Origin of the sequence: Micromonospora musae, assembly GCF_003626635.1 — a bacterium.
Lineage (GTDB): Bacteria > Actinomycetota > Actinomycetes > Mycobacteriales > Micromonosporaceae > Micromonospora > Micromonospora musae.
Genome location: NZ_RAZT01000006.1, coordinates 15,929 through 32,725 on the forward strand (window position 1 = coordinate 15,929; position 16,797 = coordinate 32,725).

General features: G+C 71.3%; 15 protein-coding genes. 4 read left to right on the top strand and 11 right to left on the bottom strand.

Annotated features, from left to right (window positions below):
• Positions 1–86: 86 nt before the first annotated feature.
• From D7044_RS12735 to D7044_RS12760, 6 genes are read right to left on the bottom strand one after another with little or no spacing between them, the layout of a single operon-like run.
• The gene (locus D7044_RS12735; RefSeq protein WP_120688955.1) at positions 87–938 is read right to left on the bottom strand and encodes a sugar phosphate isomerase/epimerase family protein; all 852 of its coding nucleotides are present in this window, start codon (positions 936–938) and stop codon (positions 87–89) included.
• The gene (locus D7044_RS12740; RefSeq protein WP_120688956.1) at positions 935–2,110 is read right to left on the bottom strand and encodes a substrate-binding domain-containing protein; all 1,176 of its coding nucleotides are present in this window, start codon (positions 2,108–2,110) and stop codon (positions 935–937) included. The genes D7044_RS12735 and D7044_RS12740 overlap by 4 nt, the downstream gene beginning before the upstream one ends.
• Before the next feature lie 31 nt (positions 2,111–2,141).
• Positions 2,142–3,146: an ABC transporter permease gene (locus D7044_RS12745; RefSeq protein ID WP_120688957.1), complete on the bottom strand. Its 1,005-nt coding sequence runs from the start codon at positions 3,144–3,146 to the stop codon at positions 2,142–2,144.
• Positions 3,143–4,168, bottom strand: a complete 1,026-nt coding sequence (locus D7044_RS12750) for an ABC transporter permease (RefSeq protein ID WP_120688958.1) — start codon at positions 4,166–4,168, stop codon at positions 3,143–3,145. Before D7044_RS12750 ends, D7044_RS12745 begins: the two co-directional genes overlap by 4 nt.
• Positions 4,165–5,667: a sugar ABC transporter ATP-binding protein gene (locus D7044_RS12755; RefSeq protein WP_120688959.1), complete on the bottom strand. Its 1,503-nt coding sequence runs from the start codon at positions 5,665–5,667 to the stop codon at positions 4,165–4,167. Before D7044_RS12755 ends, D7044_RS12750 begins: the two co-directional genes overlap by 4 nt.
• Positions 5,664–6,788 carry a Gfo/Idh/MocA family protein gene (locus tag D7044_RS12760; RefSeq protein WP_199716601.1) on the bottom strand — a complete coding sequence of 375 codons (1,125 nt, stop codon included), beginning with the start codon at positions 6,786–6,788 and terminating at the stop codon, positions 5,664–5,666. The genes D7044_RS12755 and D7044_RS12760 overlap by 4 nt, the downstream gene beginning before the upstream one ends.
• A gap of 302 nt (positions 6,789–7,090) precedes the next feature.
• On the opposite strand from D7044_RS12760, the gene D7044_RS12765 reads away from it, so the two are divergent.
• The 3 genes from D7044_RS12765 (at position 7,091) to D7044_RS12775 (ending at position 11,055) form a co-directional block, all read left to right on the top strand.
• Positions 7,091–9,703 carry a tetratricopeptide repeat protein gene (locus D7044_RS12765; RefSeq protein ID WP_120688961.1) on the top strand — a complete coding sequence of 871 codons (2,613 nt, stop codon included), beginning with the start codon at positions 7,091–7,093 and terminating at the stop codon, positions 9,701–9,703.
• An 81-nt stretch (positions 9,704–9,784) separates the two neighbouring features.
• The gene (locus tag D7044_RS12770) at positions 9,785–10,582 is read left to right on the top strand and encodes a thymidylate synthase (protein ID WP_120688962.1); all 798 of its coding nucleotides are present in this window, start codon (positions 9,785–9,787) and stop codon (positions 10,580–10,582) included.
• The gene (locus D7044_RS12775) at positions 10,579–11,055 is read left to right on the top strand and encodes a dihydrofolate reductase (protein WP_120688963.1); all 477 of its coding nucleotides are present in this window, start codon (positions 10,579–10,581) and stop codon (positions 11,053–11,055) included. The genes D7044_RS12770 and D7044_RS12775 overlap by 4 nt, the downstream gene beginning before the upstream one ends.
• 294 nt (positions 11,056–11,349) lie before the next feature.
• On the opposite strand, the gene D7044_RS12780 is transcribed toward D7044_RS12775, so the two are convergent.
• The 3 genes from D7044_RS12780 to D7044_RS12790 all read right to left on the bottom strand — a co-directional run bounded on the left by D7044_RS12780 (position 11,350) and on the right by D7044_RS12790 (position 14,109).
• Positions 11,350–12,174 (bottom strand): class F sortase, encoded by an 825-nt coding sequence (locus D7044_RS12780; RefSeq protein ID WP_120688964.1) that lies wholly within the window; start codon positions 12,172–12,174, stop codon positions 11,350–11,352.
• Positions 12,158–12,829 (bottom strand): hypothetical protein, encoded by a 672-nt coding sequence (locus D7044_RS12785; protein WP_147434644.1) that lies wholly within the window; start codon positions 12,827–12,829, stop codon positions 12,158–12,160. Before D7044_RS12785 ends, D7044_RS12780 begins: the two co-directional genes overlap by 17 nt.
• A 431-nt stretch (positions 12,830–13,260) precedes the next feature.
• Positions 13,261–14,109, bottom strand: a complete 849-nt coding sequence (locus D7044_RS12790; RefSeq protein ID WP_120688965.1) for a helix-turn-helix transcriptional regulator — start codon at positions 14,107–14,109, stop codon at positions 13,261–13,263.
• Positions 14,110–14,225: 116 nt separating this feature from the next.
• Here D7044_RS12790 and D7044_RS12795 point away from each other — a divergent pair, with 116 nt between their 5' ends.
• Complete coding sequence (locus D7044_RS12795) at positions 14,226–15,050, top strand: SDR family NAD(P)-dependent oxidoreductase (protein ID WP_120688966.1); 825 nt, start codon at positions 14,226–14,228, stop codon at positions 15,048–15,050.
• Between the two features lie 91 nt (positions 15,051–15,141).
• Here D7044_RS12795 and D7044_RS12800 read toward each other — a convergent pair whose 3' ends face one another.
• Together D7044_RS12800 and D7044_RS12805 are read right to left on the bottom strand one after the other, a co-directional pair.
• Positions 15,142–15,576: a nucleoside deaminase gene (locus D7044_RS12800; protein WP_120675834.1), complete on the bottom strand. Its 435-nt coding sequence runs from the start codon at positions 15,574–15,576 to the stop codon at positions 15,142–15,144.
• Positions 15,577–15,793: 217 nt separating this feature from the next.
• The gene (locus D7044_RS12805) at positions 15,794–16,741 is read right to left on the bottom strand and encodes a DUF389 domain-containing protein (protein WP_120675832.1); all 948 of its coding nucleotides are present in this window, start codon (positions 16,739–16,741) and stop codon (positions 15,794–15,796) included.
• Positions 16,742–16,797: the final 56 nt, after the last annotated feature.

Below are 16,797 nucleotides of genomic sequence, written 5' to 3' on the forward strand. Positions count from 1 at the left end.
TTCCTCCCTGGGACGTGAGGTTCTGTTGTGGTCGAGACCGTGCGGCGTGCCGGCGCCGCCGGGCTGCTGTGGAGCCGGTGGTGGGGCTAGGGCATCACCGTCCTCAGGAACGTGAGGCCGTCCACGGCGATCGCGTCCTGGCTCGCGGCCAGTGGCCGCCAGATGGAGGCGGCGGTGGCGATCGTCGCGTTCTCCGCGGTGAACGACTCGATGCAGAGCGGGCCGGGGTAGCCCGCGTCGTCGACCGCGGCGAGGATGGCCGGCCAGTCCAGGTGGTCGGCGCCGGGCGCGCCCCGGTCGTTACCGCACACCTGGACGTGCGCGACCCGGCCCGTGGCCGCGCGGATCGCCGCCGGGATGTCGGTCTCCTCGATGTTCTGGTGGTAGAGGTCGAGCGCGACACCGCAGTGCGGCAGCTCCCCGATCGCTTCGAGGGTCTGGTCGATGGTGTTGAGCAGGCTCGTCTCGTAACGGTTGAGGGGCTCGACGGCCACCCGGACACCGGACGCGCCGGCGTGGTCGAGGACGGGAGCGAGGCTCTCCCGCAGCTGCGCGTACGCCGCCGTCCGCTCGCCGGGTGAGAGCCGCCAGGTGCGCCCGACCGAGGCGTACGCGGGCCCGGCGATCACCGGCGAGCCGACCGTCGCGGCGGCGTCCACCACGTGCCGCAGGTAGTCCTGGGTGGACCGGATGGTGGCCGGGTCCGTCGCGACGAGTTCCCGGCCGGGTGGCATGACGAGGCAGACGGTGGCGGTGAGACCGTGGTCGGCGAGCACCCGCGCGGCTCGGCGCGGATCCCAGTCGTCCGGGTTCTCGACCGGGAGTTCGAGCACGTCGAAGCCCCACCCCGCGACCTTGGCCGCGAGGGCGGCCAAGGTCGCGTCGGTCAACGGTGAGGTCCACACCCACGTGTTGACGCCGAGTGGACGTTCGGTCACTTCCACGGCCCCGGGTAGCCGGGCATGGTCTCGCAGCCGCACATCGCGTAGTGCAGTGGCGGCATCTCCTGCTGGACGTACTGCCGGACGTTGTCGCTGGTGATCCGCGGCTGCGGCAGCACCCACTCCTTCGGCACCTGCTCGCCCTTGAGGATCTTCACCGCGGCGATGACCGGGGTGCGCCACTGGTAGGTGGGGTAGGTCGGGGCGACAGCGTTCAGGCCCTCGTCGACCCAGAGCCGCAGGAAGTCCTGCTGGTCCTCACCGACGAACGCGGGCACCTCGACGCCGGCGTCCTGGAACGCCTCCACGGCGGCGACGGCGGTCGCGCCGGCGTCCATCCACACGCCGTTGATCTCACCCTCGCGCTGGATGTAGTCGGCCACGATGCTCTTGGTCTTGGCCGCGTCGCCGTCGGTGAACTCCACACCGACGACGTCGAGTTCGCTGCCGGCGAAGATCTCGTTGGCGGCGGCCCACCGCTGCTCGAGCACGTCGACGCCGGGCAGGATGCGCAGGGCGAGGACCTTGCCGCCCGGCTTGACCTTCTCCTTCAGGAACTCCGCGCCGTTGGCGCCGAAGGCGAAGCCGCCGATGGGGTGGATGAAGGTGACCGGGCAGCTGGTGTTGACGCCGCGGTCGAAGACGATCACCGGGACTCCGGTCCCGCAGGCCTGCTCGACGGCGGGCGTCAGGGTGGCGGTGGTGTTCGGCGAGATGATGATCGCGGAGCAGTTCCGGCCGGTCAGCGACTGGATGTCACTGATCTGCTTGTCGTCCTTGGCCTCGGCGTCCAGCACGACGAAGTCGCCGATCTCCGGGTGCAGCTTCACCTCCTGCTGCATGGTCTTGAAGCCGACCTGCCGCCACGGGTTGTCCACGGCGGCGTTGGAGAAGCAGAGCGTGTACTTCCCGCCGGTCTTGGCGAACTTCGTGGTGTCCACCATCTCCGGTTCGAGCATCTGCTCCCACGGCTTGCCCTCGGGGCCCTGCGGGGTGGCGTCGCGGAACTTGAGCTGCCGGTCGTACTCGGCCTGGTCGAAGAACTCCGACTTGCGGGTGTCGGATCCGGACGACCCGCCGCCGGGGTTCGAGTCCTCGGGCAGGTCGCTGGAGCAGCCGGCGAGCGCGAGCACGCCCGCCGCGGCCAGCAGGGCCCATCTCTTGGTCATTATTCGTGTTCTCCTTACCAGTCGAGGGACGTCAGGAGGGTGCGGGTTGCACGGTGTTGCACTGCTTCGGCCGCAACCGCAGCCGTTGCCGCAGGCCGCCGCCGAGAGAGGCGTAGGCGACGGCGGCGATGATGATCAGGCCCTGCACGGCCGATTCGAGGGCGCCGCTGACACCGAGCAGGTTCAGCAGCGTGAACAGGGCCTCCAGGGAGAGGGCGCCGGCGGCGGCCGCGACCACCGACCCACGCCCACCGCCGAGGAGCACGCCGCCCAGCACGACGGCGGTGATCGCCCGGAACTCCAGGCCGCTGCCGACCTGCGCCGAGACGCCGGCGAAACCACCCAGCAGGATCGCGGCGACCGCGGCGAGCAGCCCGGAGAGGACGAAACCGAGCAGCCGGAGGCGGTCGACCTGACCACCGGACATCCGCACGGCGGCCTCGTTGTCACCGGCCGCGACCAGCGCCCGGCCGGTGCCGCTGCGCATGAACAGCGCCGCGGCCACCAGGATCGCCAGCAGGATGAGCACCGACCACGGGATCTCGCCGAGCAGCGGGACGTCCAGCGCGCCGCGTCCGAAGGTCCGGAACCCGGCGGAGAGCGCGCCGCGGGGCGCACCGTCGGTCCAGAGGAACGTCGCGCCGTCGAGGACGAGCAGCATGCCGAGCGTGACGATGAACGAGGGCACCAGCAGCTTCGTCGTGATCAGCCCGTTGAGCAGGCCGACCAGCACACCGAACCCGAGCACCAGCAGGATCACCGGGGTAGTCGCCGACTCGTCGCCGTCGATGAGCCGGGCGGCGATCACCACCCCGGCGGTGACCAGGGCGCCGACCGAGAGGTCGAAGCCGCCGGAGACGATGACGAAGTACTGCCCGATGGCGAGGATCATCAGCGGCGCGGCCCGCTTGAGCAGCGCCAGGTACCCGGAGGGTTCGTCGTAGGCGGGGCCGACGATCGCGAGGCCGACGAGGAGCAGGAGCAGGACGACGAGCACCGGTGCGGTGCCCTCGGCGAGGCGGGGCCGCCAGGTCACGTCAACCTCCCGCGGGTGCGATCGGCCATCATGCGACGCGCGTAGAGCGCCACCGCGGTCACCAGGACGACACCGCGCACGACGTCCTTGAAGAACGGGTCGACCTCGAGGTCGTCGAAGATCGTGTCGAGGGTGGCGAGGATGAGGACGCCGCCGATGGTGCCGATGACACCGCCGCGGCCACCGGCGAGCAGCGTTCCGCCGAGCACGACCGCGGCGATGGATTCCAGGTCGTAGCCGGCGTCGGTGCCGACGTACGGGGCGCCGGAGCCGAGCCGGCTCGCCAGGTAGATCCCGGTGAGGCCCGCGGCGAGCGAGCAGAGCACGTGCGCGGTGACGACGACCCGGCGGGTCGGCACTCCGGAGAGCCGGGCCACCTCAAGGTCACCGCCGACGGCGTACATGTGGTAGCCGGGGCGGGTCCGTGACAGGTACCACCAGGCCAGTGCGGCGACGGCGAGCATGAGCAGCGCCGCGACGGGCAGCGGGCCGATCCGGTCGTAGCCGAGGTGCTGGAAGCCGCGCGGAACGTCCCCGGCCGGGCCGGTGTAGTTGTTCTCGAGGTAGCCGCGCAGGATCAGCGCCACCCCGAGCGTGGCGATGAACGCGTTGGCTTTGAGGACGGTGATGACCAGCCCGTTGACGAGGCCGACGGCGGCGGCCACGGCGAGCGCGAGCAGGACGCCGGGGACGATCATGCCGTTCTGCCCGGCCATCGTCTCCGCCGCGATCAGCGAGGTGAGGCCGATCAGGTAGGCGACGGAGAGGTCGAGCGAGCCGGTGAGGATCACCATCGTCTGCCCGATCGCGACGAGGCCGAGCGCGGTGGAGCGGGTGAGGATGTTCAGGATGCCGGCCTGGTCGAGCAGGACCTCGCCGCGCAGCCCGACGAGCACGCTGCCGACGACGAGCAGAGTGACGAGCGCCAGGTAAACGACGACGACCGGGGTGAGCCGTAGGCGTAGCGCGGGTCGGGCAGCCGCGGGTCCGGCCGGGGCGGTGCGCTGCTGCACGGTGCTCATGCCGCCGCCCCGGCCCTGTGCCCGGTGGCGAGTGCCATCACGTCCCCCTCGCTCGCGCCGGCGGGTAGTTCGCCGGCGAGCGCGCCGGCGTGCATGACGAGGATGCGATCGCTCATGCCGATCAGCTCGGGTAGCTCCGAGGAGATCATCAGGACCGCCACCCCGCGCTTGGCGAGGTCACGCAGCAGCTCGTGCACGGCGCGCTTCGCGCCGACGTCGATGCCGCGGGTCGGTTCGTCGACGAGCAGCACCCTCGGTTCGACGGCGAGCCACTTGGCGAGGACGACCTTCTGCTGGTTGCCGCCGGAGAGGAAGCGCACCTCCTGGTGTTCGCCGCGGGCCACCACGGTGACCAGGTCGAGCAGCGACGGCACGTCGTGACGGGCGCGCGAGCGTGGGCCGCGCAGCGCCGCGCGACGCACCAGCAGCGTGTTGTCGCGTACGGACTGGCGAAGCGCGAGGCCGTCGCCCTTGCGGTCCTCGGTGACCAGCGCGATCCCGAGGCGTACGGCGGTGCGTGGCCGGGTGACCCGCTGCGCCGCCCCGTCCACCTCCATCCGGCCGGTGGTGAACGGTTCGACGCCGAACACCGCGCGGGCGAGCGCCGAGCGGCCGGAGCCCTGCAGCCCCGCCAGTCCGACGATCTCCCCGGCGCGTACCTCCAGGTTCAGGTCGCGTACCCGGGCGTTGCCGGCGTCGCGCAGCGCGAGGCGGACGCGCCCGAAGTCCTCGGGGGCGGCCCGGTCGGGGTAGTAGTCGCCGAGCTCGCGGCCGACCATGTGCCGGACGAGGTCGTCCGGGGTCAGCTCGCCGGTCGGGGCGCAGGTGACGAACCGGCCGTCCTTGAGCACGGTGATCCGGTCGGAGAGATCGAACACCTCGCGCATGCGGTGCGACACGTAGAGGATGGCGATGCCCCGCTCGCGGAGCCGGCGTACCAGGTCGTAGAGGAGCTCGACCTCGTGATCGGCGAGCGCGGCGGTCGGCTCGTCCATGCCCAGCACCCGCGCGTCGGTCGAGAGCGCCTTGACGATCTCCACGACCTGGCGTTGGGCGACCGAGAGCGAGGAGACGGCGTCGGTCGGGTCGATGCCGTCCTCACCGAGCCAGTCGAGCAGCTTGCGGGTGTCGGCCACCATGCGCCGCCGGTCGACCTGCATGCGGCGCACGGGCTCGCGACCGAGGTAGACGTTCTCGGCGACGCTGCGGTGCGGCAAGAGGGTGAACTCCTGGTGGATGATCGCGATGCCGGCCCGCTGCGCGTCGGTCGGGCCCGCGAAGGACGCCGCTTCGCCGTCGACCTCGATGGTGCCGCTGTCGGGCCGGTGCACCCCGGCGAGCACCTTGAGCAGTGTGGACTTGCCCGCACCGTTCTCACCCATCACGGCGTGCACCTCGCCGCCGCGCAGGTCCAGGTCCACTCCGTGCAGCACGGGTACGCCGAGGAAGGACTTGGTGATCGCGCTCAGTCGTACCCGGGGCGTCGCGTCGGACGTCATGTCGGCACCTCTGTCCAGGCGCCGTCGGAGGTCGCGGAGGCCAGCACCGTGTCGGTGATCCGCACGGCACGCAGGCCGTCAGTGAAGGTGGGCAGCCCGTCCGGGGCCTCGCCGCGCACCGCCCGGTAGGTGTCGGCGACGAACGCGTCGAAGCAGTCCTGGTAGCCCTGCGCGTGCCCGGCGGGCAGCCGGACGTAGCGTGCGGCGGAGGAGTGCAGGGTCGCCGGGTCACGCAGCAGTGTCTGCCCGCCGTCACGCCGGCCGACCCAGAGCCGCTCCGGGTCCTCCTGGTCGAAGCCGAAGCTCGCGTCGGCGCCGGAGAGCTCCAGCTGCAACCGGTTCTTGCGACCGGCGGCGACCTGCGACACCACCAACGTGCCGACCATTCCGGCGGCGGTGAGGAAGTGCACGGAGGCGACGTCCTCGGTCGGGCCACGGTCCCCACGGGTCCGTTCGTGCACCACGGCGGTGCGGGCGGAGAGCCGGGCGATCCGGTCGCCCGTGACGAATTCGAACAGGTCGCACCAGTGTGAGCCGATGTCGGCGAAGGCCCGTGACGGCCCACCCAGCGCGGCGTCGACCCGCCAGTCGTCGTCGGACGGGCGGGACAACCAGTCCTGCAGGTAGCTGCCGGTCACGCTGGAGACGACACCGGCCTCGCCGGCGGCCAGCCGGGCCCGCAGCTCGCGGACCATCGGATGGAAGCGGTAGACGAAGGGCACGGTCGCCACCCGATCGGCGGCGGCCGCCTCGAGAGCCGCGGCTTCCGTGGCCCCGGTCGCCAGCGGCTTCTCGCAGATGACGTGCACGCCGGCGGCGAGCGCGGCGGCGGCGACCGGGGCGTGCGACGCGTTGGGCGTGCACACGTGCAGCACGTCGATCTCGGCGTCGTCGAGCAGCGCCGTCAGGTCGGGGTAGCCGTTCGCCGCGCCGATCGCGGAAGCCGCCGCGGCGGCGCGATCGGGACGCGAGGCGACCGCCGCCACGACGCTCGCCCCGGCGCGCCGGGCGGCCTCCGCGTGCACCTGCCCCATGAATCCCGCGCCGACGATCGCCACGCGCAGCGTCCGCTGCTTGGTTTCGAGCCCATCGGATGCCGTTGCCAGATCGGCCATAGACATGCGTCGACGGTAACGACGACTTATTCCACGGTCAACCAAAAGTCATGTCGGAATCGCGGATAGTTAGAAGATCAGCGTGGAAAGTCGGTGGGTCGCTCGACGTAACATCCCGTTTCGCTGCGGAATCGGGCAATGATCCACAAGCGAGGGTCGTGCTGACGCCGCCCCCGGCGCAGCAACCTTCGTCCACTGTGGAATGGGAGGTATTCATCGCTCGCGTTGGCCTGTACCGTTTGACGCCCCTGGCAGACCGCCCGGCACTCCCCCGCTTCCGGGCGCTTACCTCTGACGTGAGGGTGCTCATGACGGCGGCCGACTTCGGCGTCGACCCGACCACCGCGACCAGCCCTGAGCAGTACGTCACGCTGCTGCGTCGCGTCCGCGACCAGTCCGGCCTCGCCTACCGCGAGATCGCCCGCCGCGCCCAACGCGACGGGGCGGTGTTGCCGGCGAGCACCCTGGCCACGATGCTCGGCCGGGCGACACTTCCCCGCCGCGATCTGGTGTCGGCCCTGCTGCGGGCGTGCGACCTACCGGAGGACCGCGTGACGGCGTGGCTCGCCGCCTGGGGCCGGTTGGCGGCAGCCCGTACGACGACGACGCCTCCGACGGCCACGCCCGCAGGCCCGCCAGGCCGGCCCGCCCCCTCCCCGACCGGCCGTTCCACCCGCCTCACCACGGCCGGGGGCTCCGTCGCGCCGCTCACCGAGGATGACCGGCCGGCACCGCAGACCGAGGGCTCCGCCGCCCTACGCCTGGTCCCCGGTGGCGCGACGACCCCGTACGCCGGTCAGCGCGGCAGGCCGACCGACGGACCGGTTGACCGGCGGGACCGGGCCACACCGCACAGGTCGCCGTGGCCGATCGCCGCCGAGACGCAGTCCGCCGACGACGCCATCGAGGCGCCTGCCCCGTATCAACTGCCCCCGGCACCGCCGCTGATGATCGGCCGATCGGCGGAGGTCGGCCGGCTGTTCGCCGCGACGGAGGCGGACGCGGCGGTCTGCCTGGTCGAAGGGGCGGGCGGCGTCGGCAAGTCCGCACTCGCCCTGCACGTCGCGCACCAGATCGCCGGACGCTACGACGGCGGCTGTCTCTACACCGATCTGCGGGGAGCCGCCGCCGGTATCGCGGCGGCCGAACCTGCGGACGTGGTGGGCCGATTCCTCCGCGCGCTGGGCGCGCCGAGCGCCCCCGCGTCGCTCGACGAGGCGTCGGCGCTGCTGCGCACCTGGACCGCCGAGCGCGGTGTGCTCGTGGTTCTCGACAACGCCGCGTCGGCGGCGCAGGTCCGGCCCCTGCTGGCCAGCGGTCCCCGGTGCACCACGATCATCACCAGCCGGTGGATGCTCCCCGACCTGGACACGACGTCGCGGATCCGCCTCGAACCGTTGCCCGACGACGCGGCGCTCGCCCTGCTGACCGGGCTGACCGGCGCGCAACGAGTGCGGGCGGAGCCAGCCGCGGCCGCGACGGTGGTACGCCGCTGCGGCGGGCTGCCGTTGGCGTTGCGGATCGTCGGCGCCCGCGCGGCGGCCCGGCCGGACGCCCCACTCACCGGGCTGGCCGAGCGGATGGACGACGAGGGACTCCGGCTGGACGTGCTGGAGGTCGGCGACCTCTCCGTGCGGGCCAGCCTGCACCTGGGCTACCAGGCGTTCGAGGACGCGCCGCAGCCGGAGCGCCGGCTGGCGGCCCGGCTCTTCCGGCTCGCCGCGCTGCCGGACTGGACGCACTTCACGTCGTACGGCTGCGCGGCGCTGGCCGACCTGCCGGTGACCGATGCGGAGCGGGCGCTGGACGCGCTTGTCGACGCGTACCTGATCGAGTCGGCCGGCGGTGGTCGATACCGGTTCCACGACATCGTCCGGCTCTACGCCCGGGAACGGGCTCACGCCGTCGACGCTCCGACCCACCGGGAGGAGGCGCTCGGCCGCCTCACCGCGTGGTTGCTCGCGGCCACCGTCCACGCCGCCCGGCTGCTCTATTCGCAGGACACCTTCGGCATCGGCAAGCCGGTCGCCGCGGCGCGTCCGGGCCCGCCGCTCGGCGACACCGCCGACGCGTGGGCGTGGTTCGAGCGGGAGCACACCAACCTGCTGCTGATAGCCCACCAGCAGACGGCGGCCGGACGAACCCTCACCGAGGTCAGCGACCTGGCTCTGGTGGCCGCCAAGTTCCTCGACTACGCCGGTCACATCGCCGAGCAGCAACAGTTCGGTCAGCTCGCCGTGACGGCGGCGAGTCGACACGGCTACCGCTCGGGCGAGGCCTCCGGGCTGAACATCGTCGCGGTGTCGATGCTGCGGCAGGGCCGGCTCGACGAGGCGATCCCGCTGCTGCAGCGGTGCCTGGGGGTCCAGCGCGAGCTCGGCGACCGCAGCGGCGAGGCCGCCATCCTGAACAACCTCGGGAACGCGCTGCGCGACCGAGGCGACCTGACCGGCGCCCTGGAGCACCTGGAGGCCGCGCTGGTCATCCGTCGCGAACTCGGTCAATGGCACAAGGAAGGCTCGGTGCTCGACAACCTGGCCCTGGTGTACCGGGCTCTCGACGACTTCCCGCGGGCCGTCGCCTGCCACGAGGCGGGACTGGCTGTCGCCGACGGTGGGACGGATCCGCTACGTGAGGCGCAGGCGCTGGTCAACTTCGCCGAGACGCTGCTGGCCGCCGGCGACCATCGGGCGGCGATTCTCCGCGCGGGCGAGTCGCTGGAGATCTGCCGACGCTACGAGCATCAGCGGGGCACGGGCTTGGCGCTGCAGATGCTGGGCAACGCCCATGCGGGTCTCGGGCACGGCGAAGTGGCGCGCCGGCACTGGCGGGAGGCGCTCGCCCGGCTCGACGGGCTGGACCCGCAGGCTTGCGTCCGGCTGCGCGCCGCCCTGGCCGCGACTGCAACACCGCCCAGGTGAGCGCTACGTGATCGACTCGTGACTTGACGCCGGGCGGAGGACGTGATCGTGGCACCGGAGGCCAGCGCTAGGCTCGCGGGTATGCCGGACACCCAGTACGAAGATCTGCTCCGCCACGTCCTTGCCACGGGCACCCGCAAGGAGGACCGCACCGGCACGGGCACCAAGTCGATCTTCGGTCACCAGCTGCGCTACCGGCTCTCCGACGGCTTCCCGCTGATCACGACGAAGAAGGTGCACTTCCGCTCGATCGCGTACGAGCTGCTGTGGTTCCTGCGCGGCGACGGGAACGCCAGGTGGCTTCAGGAGAACGGCGTCACGATCTGGGACGAGTGGGCGGCCCCGGACGGTGATCTCGGCCCGATCTACGGCGTGCAGTGGCGCTCGTGGCCGACCCCGGACGGCGGGCACATCGACCAGATCAGCGAGGTGCTGCGTACGCTGCGTGAGAATCCGGATTCCCGGCGGATCATCGTCTCCGCCTGGAACGTGGCCGACATCCCCCGAATGGCGCTGCCGCCGTGCCACGCGTTCTTCCAGTTCTACGTCGCCGACGGCAGGCTCTCCTGCCAGCTCTACCAGCGCAGCGCCGACCTCTTCCTGGGCGTGCCGTTCAACATCGCGAGCTACGCGCTGCTGACCCACATGATCGCGGAGCAGGTGGGCCTCGGGGTCGGTGACTTCGTCTGGACCGGCGGCGACTGCCACATCTACGACAACCACGAGGAGCAGGTCCGCACGCAGCTCGCACGCGAGGCGCGGCCGTTCCCCACCCTGAGCCTGAAGCCGGCCGACAGCCTCTTCGACTACACCTACGAGCACATCGCGCTCGACGGCTACGACCCGCACCCCGGCATCAAGGCACCGGTGGCGGTGTGATCGGGGTCGAGTGGGCGCAGTCGGCCAACGGCGTGATCGGCCGCGACGGCGCGCTGCCGTGGCACCTGCCGGAGGACCTGAAGCACTTCCGCGAGCTGACCTCGGGCGCCACCGTGCTGATGGGCCGGCGGACCTGGGAGTCGCTACCGCCGCGGTTCCGGCCGCTGCCGGGCCGGCGCAACCTCGTGCTGTCGCGTACGCCGCAGGAGGGGGTGGAGACCTTCCCCGACCTTCCGCGAGCGCTCGCCGCGACGTCCGGCGACGTCTGGGTGATGGGTGGCGCGGCGGTGTACCGGGCGGCGCTGCCGCTCGCGGACCGGATCGTGGTCACCGAGATCCGCGAGCACTTCGACGGGGACACGTACGCGCCCGACGTCGGGCGCTCGCCGGACTCCGTCGGGGCCTGGCAGGAGTCGTCGACCGGGCTGCACTACCGCTTCCTGACCTGGGACCGAGGTCAGCGACTGGACTGAGACTCAGGGGATGCGGGGTCGGCGTGCGACCAGCGGCTGCACTCTCGGCCGTGCCGTAGTCGTCACGCTTCAGCTCGAACTGCTGGTGCTCGTGCGCTTCGCCGGATGCGACGTCGGCAGTTGGTCGTACGCCGCCCGGTCGCCCTCCTCAGAATCAGCCGCGGATCCCCTCGCCGGGAATCACGAGGGCTGGACGGTCTGGCGACAGCCGACGAGGAGATCCGCTTCAGCGCTCGCCGCCACGCTCCTCCATCTCACTGAGGTGCTGGCAGCGCGGCACGACGGCGCAAGGCCTCATTTGGCAGGGCCGGTGGCTAGGGTAGCGAACACCACGATGTTGTCTTTGTACGACTTCGCTTTCTTGTCATAGTCGCCACCACAGGTAATCACGCGTAGCTGCGCCTTGCCGGTGTGACCGTAGACCTGGTTCAGCGGGAGCTGCTTCTTCGGGTAGCGGGCCACGCCGTCGACGATGAAACGGGCCTTCTTGCCGTCTGTGCGGAGCACTTCGATGGTGTCCTTCGGTTTCAGGGCACCCAGGCGGAAGAAGACTGCCTGGCCGGTGGCGCGTGAGTCGACGTGGCCCACCACCACCGCGGTCCCGATCTCGCCGGGACTTGGTCCCAGCTTGTACCACCCGGCCGTCTTGGGCTGGTTCAACGGCGGGACCGCGATCTGCTGATTCCGGTCCAGGCCGACCGGACTCGTCGGGGCGTCAACGCCGATCCGCGGGATCTTGATGCGGGTGGGTTGCGATCGCGGCATCCCGGCCACCGTCGGCAAGCCGTGGACACTGCGCGCCTCGCCGCGAGCCGCCCCGGTGGTCGGTGAGGCGTTGGCTTTGCTCGGCGTCGGCGTCGGCGTCGGCGTCGGCGTCGGCGTCGGTGTGGGCGTCGCGGTTGGTGTGGTGGGTTCGTCCGCCGACGGTGAGGGCAGGGACGGCGGTGCGGCGGCGAGGTCGGGCTGTGGCGGCGGGACCGGATCGGGAGTCAGGGCCGCGAGGCCGACCAATCCTGCTCCGCTGAGCGTGACAAGGACGACCAGGAAGAGGCCAGCGGCGCGCCACGGGAAACCGTGGCGGCCGCTGGCGCTCCTGGCCGCCTTAGGCGACTGTGCCATTGGCGGACCGCCGACGCAGCAGTGCGATGCCGCCGAGCGCGCCCACGCCCATCATGCTGGCACCGACCGCCGTCAGAGCACCGGTGTTGGTGTCGGAGAGGGAGCCACCGTCACCGGCCGCGACGCCGGCCGTCTTCGGCAACACCCAGGCTCCGTCCGGACCCGCGTACGCGCCGACAGGCGCCGAGGCGTTGTTGGCCACCGAGCCAGCCTCGCCGAGACCGGCCTGGACCATCGCGAGGAGGTCGCTGAGCAGATCGGTCTTCACGTCCACGTCGACGTCGATGTCGCGGATGCAGACGACGATGTTGTTGGGCTGGGTTCTGACTTCGTTCGACGCCGACTGCGCCGCGGACAGGTGGAAGCTGACGATGCTGTTCGTGATGGTGTTGTCCTTGACGATATTGGAGATGTTCTGTTCGTTGGCCTGCTCGGTGGTCGCGCAGGTGACGCCGTTGCCCTCCTTGTCCTTCAGGTTGAACGTCTTGGGCTCTTCGTGTGACTTCTTCTTCGACTCCTGCCCCTGGCTCGAGGCCTTGGGCTCCTTGGGTTCTTCGTCGGCTGCGGCGAGCGCGGTGGCGGGCGCAGCGAGCAGCAGGGCGGCGCTACCCAGCACCACCCCGCCGGCGAGCTTGGTCAAAAACCTCGACGACATGTTCCTCACTCCTTCTGGTCGGGCTCCGGAGGACGAGCCATGTCGAACGTTAGGCGGATTCATACCAAACAAGAGGAACTTCCGGATTTCGTAACATCTGTTCCACAGGACGCCATAAGTAGTTAATTCACATGCTCTGCGGCTTAAGGGGTGTTCTGTCCACCCGGCTTCGGCTCGACGGCTGGCAGGAGTCGTCGACCGGGCTGCACTACTACCGCTTCCTGACCTGGGCCGCGTCCCGTGGCGCCCGATCGGCGGCAGAAGCGGGCATCCGTCGGTGAGCGCCGGTCCGCTCCAGGAGTCGCTCTTGGCCATGGTCGATCGCCTTGCCGTTCGGAGCTGTCCCGGTTCGCCGGCGTGGCGATCCTGAGGGCGGCCGGGGACGGAACCGCCCCGGGATCAGGCGGTCGGCCGGCGCTCTTGTCGCGGCTTCATCTCGTCGTGCTGCCCAGTGGATCGTGGGCCTGGGCCAGGGCCAGTAGCGTGAGCCGCTCGGTGGTGGCGGTTCCCGGCAGCGGCGAGAAGAGGGCCAGGATGTGCGAGCGCGCCTCGTCGACGAGGAACTGGCAGTCGAATTCGAGCAGTCCGACCTCGGGGTGCCGGATCCGCTTCTCGCGCCGGCGCAGCACGGCGACGTCGTGCAGCTTCCAGAGCGCCGCGAATTCCGGACTCTCGGCCAGTAGGCGGGTGACCAGCAACTGGGCGTGCGCATCACCGCGGCGTGCCACCGCGGCACGCAGATCGGCGACCAGCGCGCGGGACTCCGCGGCGTGGTCCTCGACGGGGTAGCCGGCCCGTGCGGCGGGCTCGCGGAACCAGTGGTAGATGAAGGTCGCCTCCGGCCCGCCGCCGGTGTTCGGACCGAAGACGGCGCGTGCCAGATTGTTCTGCACGAGGGTCTCACCGAGATCGGTCATCACCTGAGCCGGGATGTCGGTCAGCGCGTTGAGGACGCTGAGCAAGGCCGGGGCGACATGTTGATCGTCCGTTTGGCGTTCGGGAACAGGGTGACCAGTGAGGCGGTAGAGGTGGTCGCGCTCGTCCCGGCTGAGCCGTAGCGCCCGGGCCAGCGACCGGAGCACGGCCTCGGACGGCACGGCGCTCGCCCGCCGCTGTTCGAGCCGGGTGTAGTAGTCGGTCGAGATCCCGGCCAGCGCGGCGACCTCTTCGCGTCGCAGCCCCGGGGTCCGTCGCCGGCCGGCCGCCGGCAGGCCGACCTCGCCGGGGCTCAGCGCGGCCCGGCGAATCCTCAGGAACTCTGCCAGCAGGGCGGCATCCACCTCTCCAGTCTGCGCGCCCGCATACGCCTAGGCAGAGTGAAACTCACTCTGCCAAGGCCGCCGGGAAGCTCGCAGGCTGGATCACGACCGATCCGACCGATCTTGGGAGCAGCACCATGTCCACCTGGTTCCTCACCGGCGCGTCCCGCGGGTTCGGCGCCCACTGGGCCGAAGCCATCCTGGAACGCGGCGACAACCTCGCCGCCACCGCGCGCGACGCCGAGACACTCAAACCGCTGACCGATCGCTACGGCGACCGGGTGCTCGCGATCCAGCTGGACGTCACCGACCGCGCCGCCGTCGACGCCGCGGTCGACGAGGTCGAGCAGCGCTTCGGTGGTATCGACGTACTGGTCAACAACGCCGGGCACATGCTCATGGGGGCGGTGGAGGAGGTCACCCCCGAGCAGGCCCGCGCGCAGATGGACGTCAACTACTTCGGCACGCTCTGGACCACCCGCGCCGTGCTGCCCGGCATGCGCCGGCGTCGCCGTGGCCACATCATGCAGGTCTCCTCCCTCGGGGGCCTGATCGCCTACCCGACGATGGGCATCTACCAGGCGACGAAGTGGGCGATCGAGGCGATGAGCCAGGCGCTGGCCGCCGAGGTCGCCGCCTACGACATCCACGTCACCCTGATCGAACCGATCATGTTCCCCACCGGCCTGGCCGCGAACTCACCACAGGCCACGTCGACCCCCACGTACACCCATGCCCGCGAAGCTCTCTACGCGGAGTCCGCGGGGTTCACCGCTGGAGACCCGGCCGCCACCGGCCAAGCGATCCTCGCGCTCGCCGACACCCCGAATCCGCCCCTGCGCGTGCTCTTCGGCACCAACGGACTCGACGTGTTGCGCACCGAGTACGCCGGCCGCCTCGCCGGACTCGAGAAGTGGGACCATATCTCCCGCCTCGCCCAAGGCAACCCGGATCAGCGGTGACCTGACCGACGGAGCGCGCCGCTCGGCCCCGCCGACTCCGGCGGGGTCGGCCGACGCGTGCGCTGGTCGGCAGGACGGGTGCCGCCCCCGCTCAGGGCCGGTAGAAGGCGTCGATCGGGACGCGCGCCTCGTCGAAGAGGGCCGGGCCGTCCTGGGCCACTGCGGGCCAGGCGCCCGAGGCCGGGTTGAGTTCGACGAGCTGATCCGTCGCCAACGCGTAGACGACCCGGCCGAGTCCGGAGCGGACGATGCCGCCCGTGCACATGCCGCACGGCTGGCAGCTCGTGTACATGGTGGTGTGGGCGGCGGTCTCCGGGTCGAGTTCGCGGGCCGCCCAGCGGGCGAGCTTCAACTCGGGGTGGGCGCTGATGTCGTTGTCGCGCTGGACCGTGTTGTGGGCTTCGACGAGGATCGCGCCGTCCGGACCGGCCAGCAGGGAGCCGTAGGGGGCGTCGCCCAGGGTGACGGCGTGCGCCGCGACGGCGATGGCACGCCGCAGGAGTTCCTCGTCGGCAGTGGTAATCACGATGGTCTCCTCCAGTGTGTGGGCAGGGCGGTCAGCGCCTGCCCCGCCGTGTCGAGCCTGCGAACGACTTCCGGATCGTGGACACCTCTGGAACAACCCGCTCACCTGGTGGCTGGGTCGGGGTCAGCGCCCATTTGCCCAGCCCCGCACCGCACCACACCGCTGATCGTCGGCGCGGCCGGGCACGACGGGGACGATCCGCCGCCGCGGGTCCTGCTCAGGCACCGGCCCGACGCCGCGAACGACGGGCCAGGTTCCACCACCAGAGCTGCTGCACGGCGAGGGTGAGCAGCCCGGCCAGCACGATAGCGCACATGTTGATGATCAGTTGGAGGGCCGAGCCGCCCGCCTCGTCCCAGACGCCGTACGCGCCGGCGACCGCGACGTTCGCGGCCGCCGGGACCGTCGTGACCGAGATCAGCACACCGACGAGGCTCCCGGACTTCTTCGAGGTGAGCGAGAGCATGCCGGCGACTCCGGCGAGCAGGCCCACCACCCAGGAGAGCGCGTCCGGGCGCCAGATGAAATCGGTCAGCGGACGATCGGCCAGCAGCATCGCCCGGTTGACCAGGCCCACGGCGGTCAGCGCCCAGGTGCTCAGCACCGTGGCCACCATGGCGGCGAGGAAACCCACCACGAGGGCCTGAAGCGACCGCCACACGGTGTCGAACCGGCGACGCAGCAGCCCCACGCAGATCGCTGCGAGCGGCCCGAACTCCGGGCCGACCACCATCGCGCCGACGATGAGGATCGGCTGGTCGAGCAGCACCCCGATTCCGGCGATCATGGTGGCCACGATGATCAGGACCAGGTAGGTGCCGCTCAGTTCGGTCTGCTCACCGGTCTTCGCCGCGATCTCGTCCCAGACCACGGCGTCGGCGCCGCTGCCGGGCGCCTCCCGCGCCGCCCGGTCGGCGGCCACAGAGATGGTCAGCTCGACGTCGTCGGCTGCGATGCCGCCCTGCGCCTCCACGCCCAGCCGTTGCAGGCCCTGCAACACGCCGTCCGCGCTTTCCCGGACCACATCGCAGGTGATGAGGTCACCCGCGGGCTGGCGGGCGGCGCCCGGAAGCACCACCAGATGCGTCACGCCACGTTCGGCGGCCAGCAGATCGGTGACCGCCGCCGACTGATCCGGCGTCGCGATCACCCTCAGGTGCAGCACGTTCTCCCCCTCGATCGGCTGGCCGGTCCTCCCCCGTCCGGCCAGCCGTCGGGACT

Coding starts and splice junctions, on each gene's coding strand:
- D7044_RS12740 (WP_120688956.1), bottom strand. CDS start 2,110: ATGACCAAGAGATGGGCCCTGCTGGCCGCGGCGGGCGTGCTCGCGCTC.
- D7044_RS12750 (WP_120688958.1), bottom strand. CDS start 4,168: ATGAGCACCGTGCAGCAGCGCACCGCCCCGGCCGGACCCGCGGCTGCC.
- D7044_RS12755 (WP_120688959.1), bottom strand. CDS start 5,667: ATGACGTCCGACGCGACGCCCCGGGTACGACTGAGCGCGATCACCAAG.
- D7044_RS12760 (WP_199716601.1), bottom strand. CDS start 6,788: ATGTCTATGGCCGATCTGGCAACGGCATCCGATGGGCTCGAAACCAAG.
- D7044_RS12765 (WP_120688961.1), top strand. CDS start 7,091: ATGACGGCGGCCGACTTCGGCGTCGACCCGACCACCGCGACCAGCCCT.
- D7044_RS12770 (WP_120688962.1), top strand. CDS start 9,785: ATGCCGGACACCCAGTACGAAGATCTGCTCCGCCACGTCCTTGCCACG.
- D7044_RS12780 (WP_120688964.1), bottom strand. CDS start 12,174: ATGGCACAGTCGCCTAAGGCGGCCAGGAGCGCCAGCGGCCGCCACGGT.
- D7044_RS12785 (WP_147434644.1), bottom strand. CDS start 12,829: ATGTCGTCGAGGTTTTTGACCAAGCTCGCCGGCGGGGTGGTGCTGGGT.
- D7044_RS12795 (WP_120688966.1), top strand. CDS start 14,226: ATGTCCACCTGGTTCCTCACCGGCGCGTCCCGCGGGTTCGGCGCCCAC.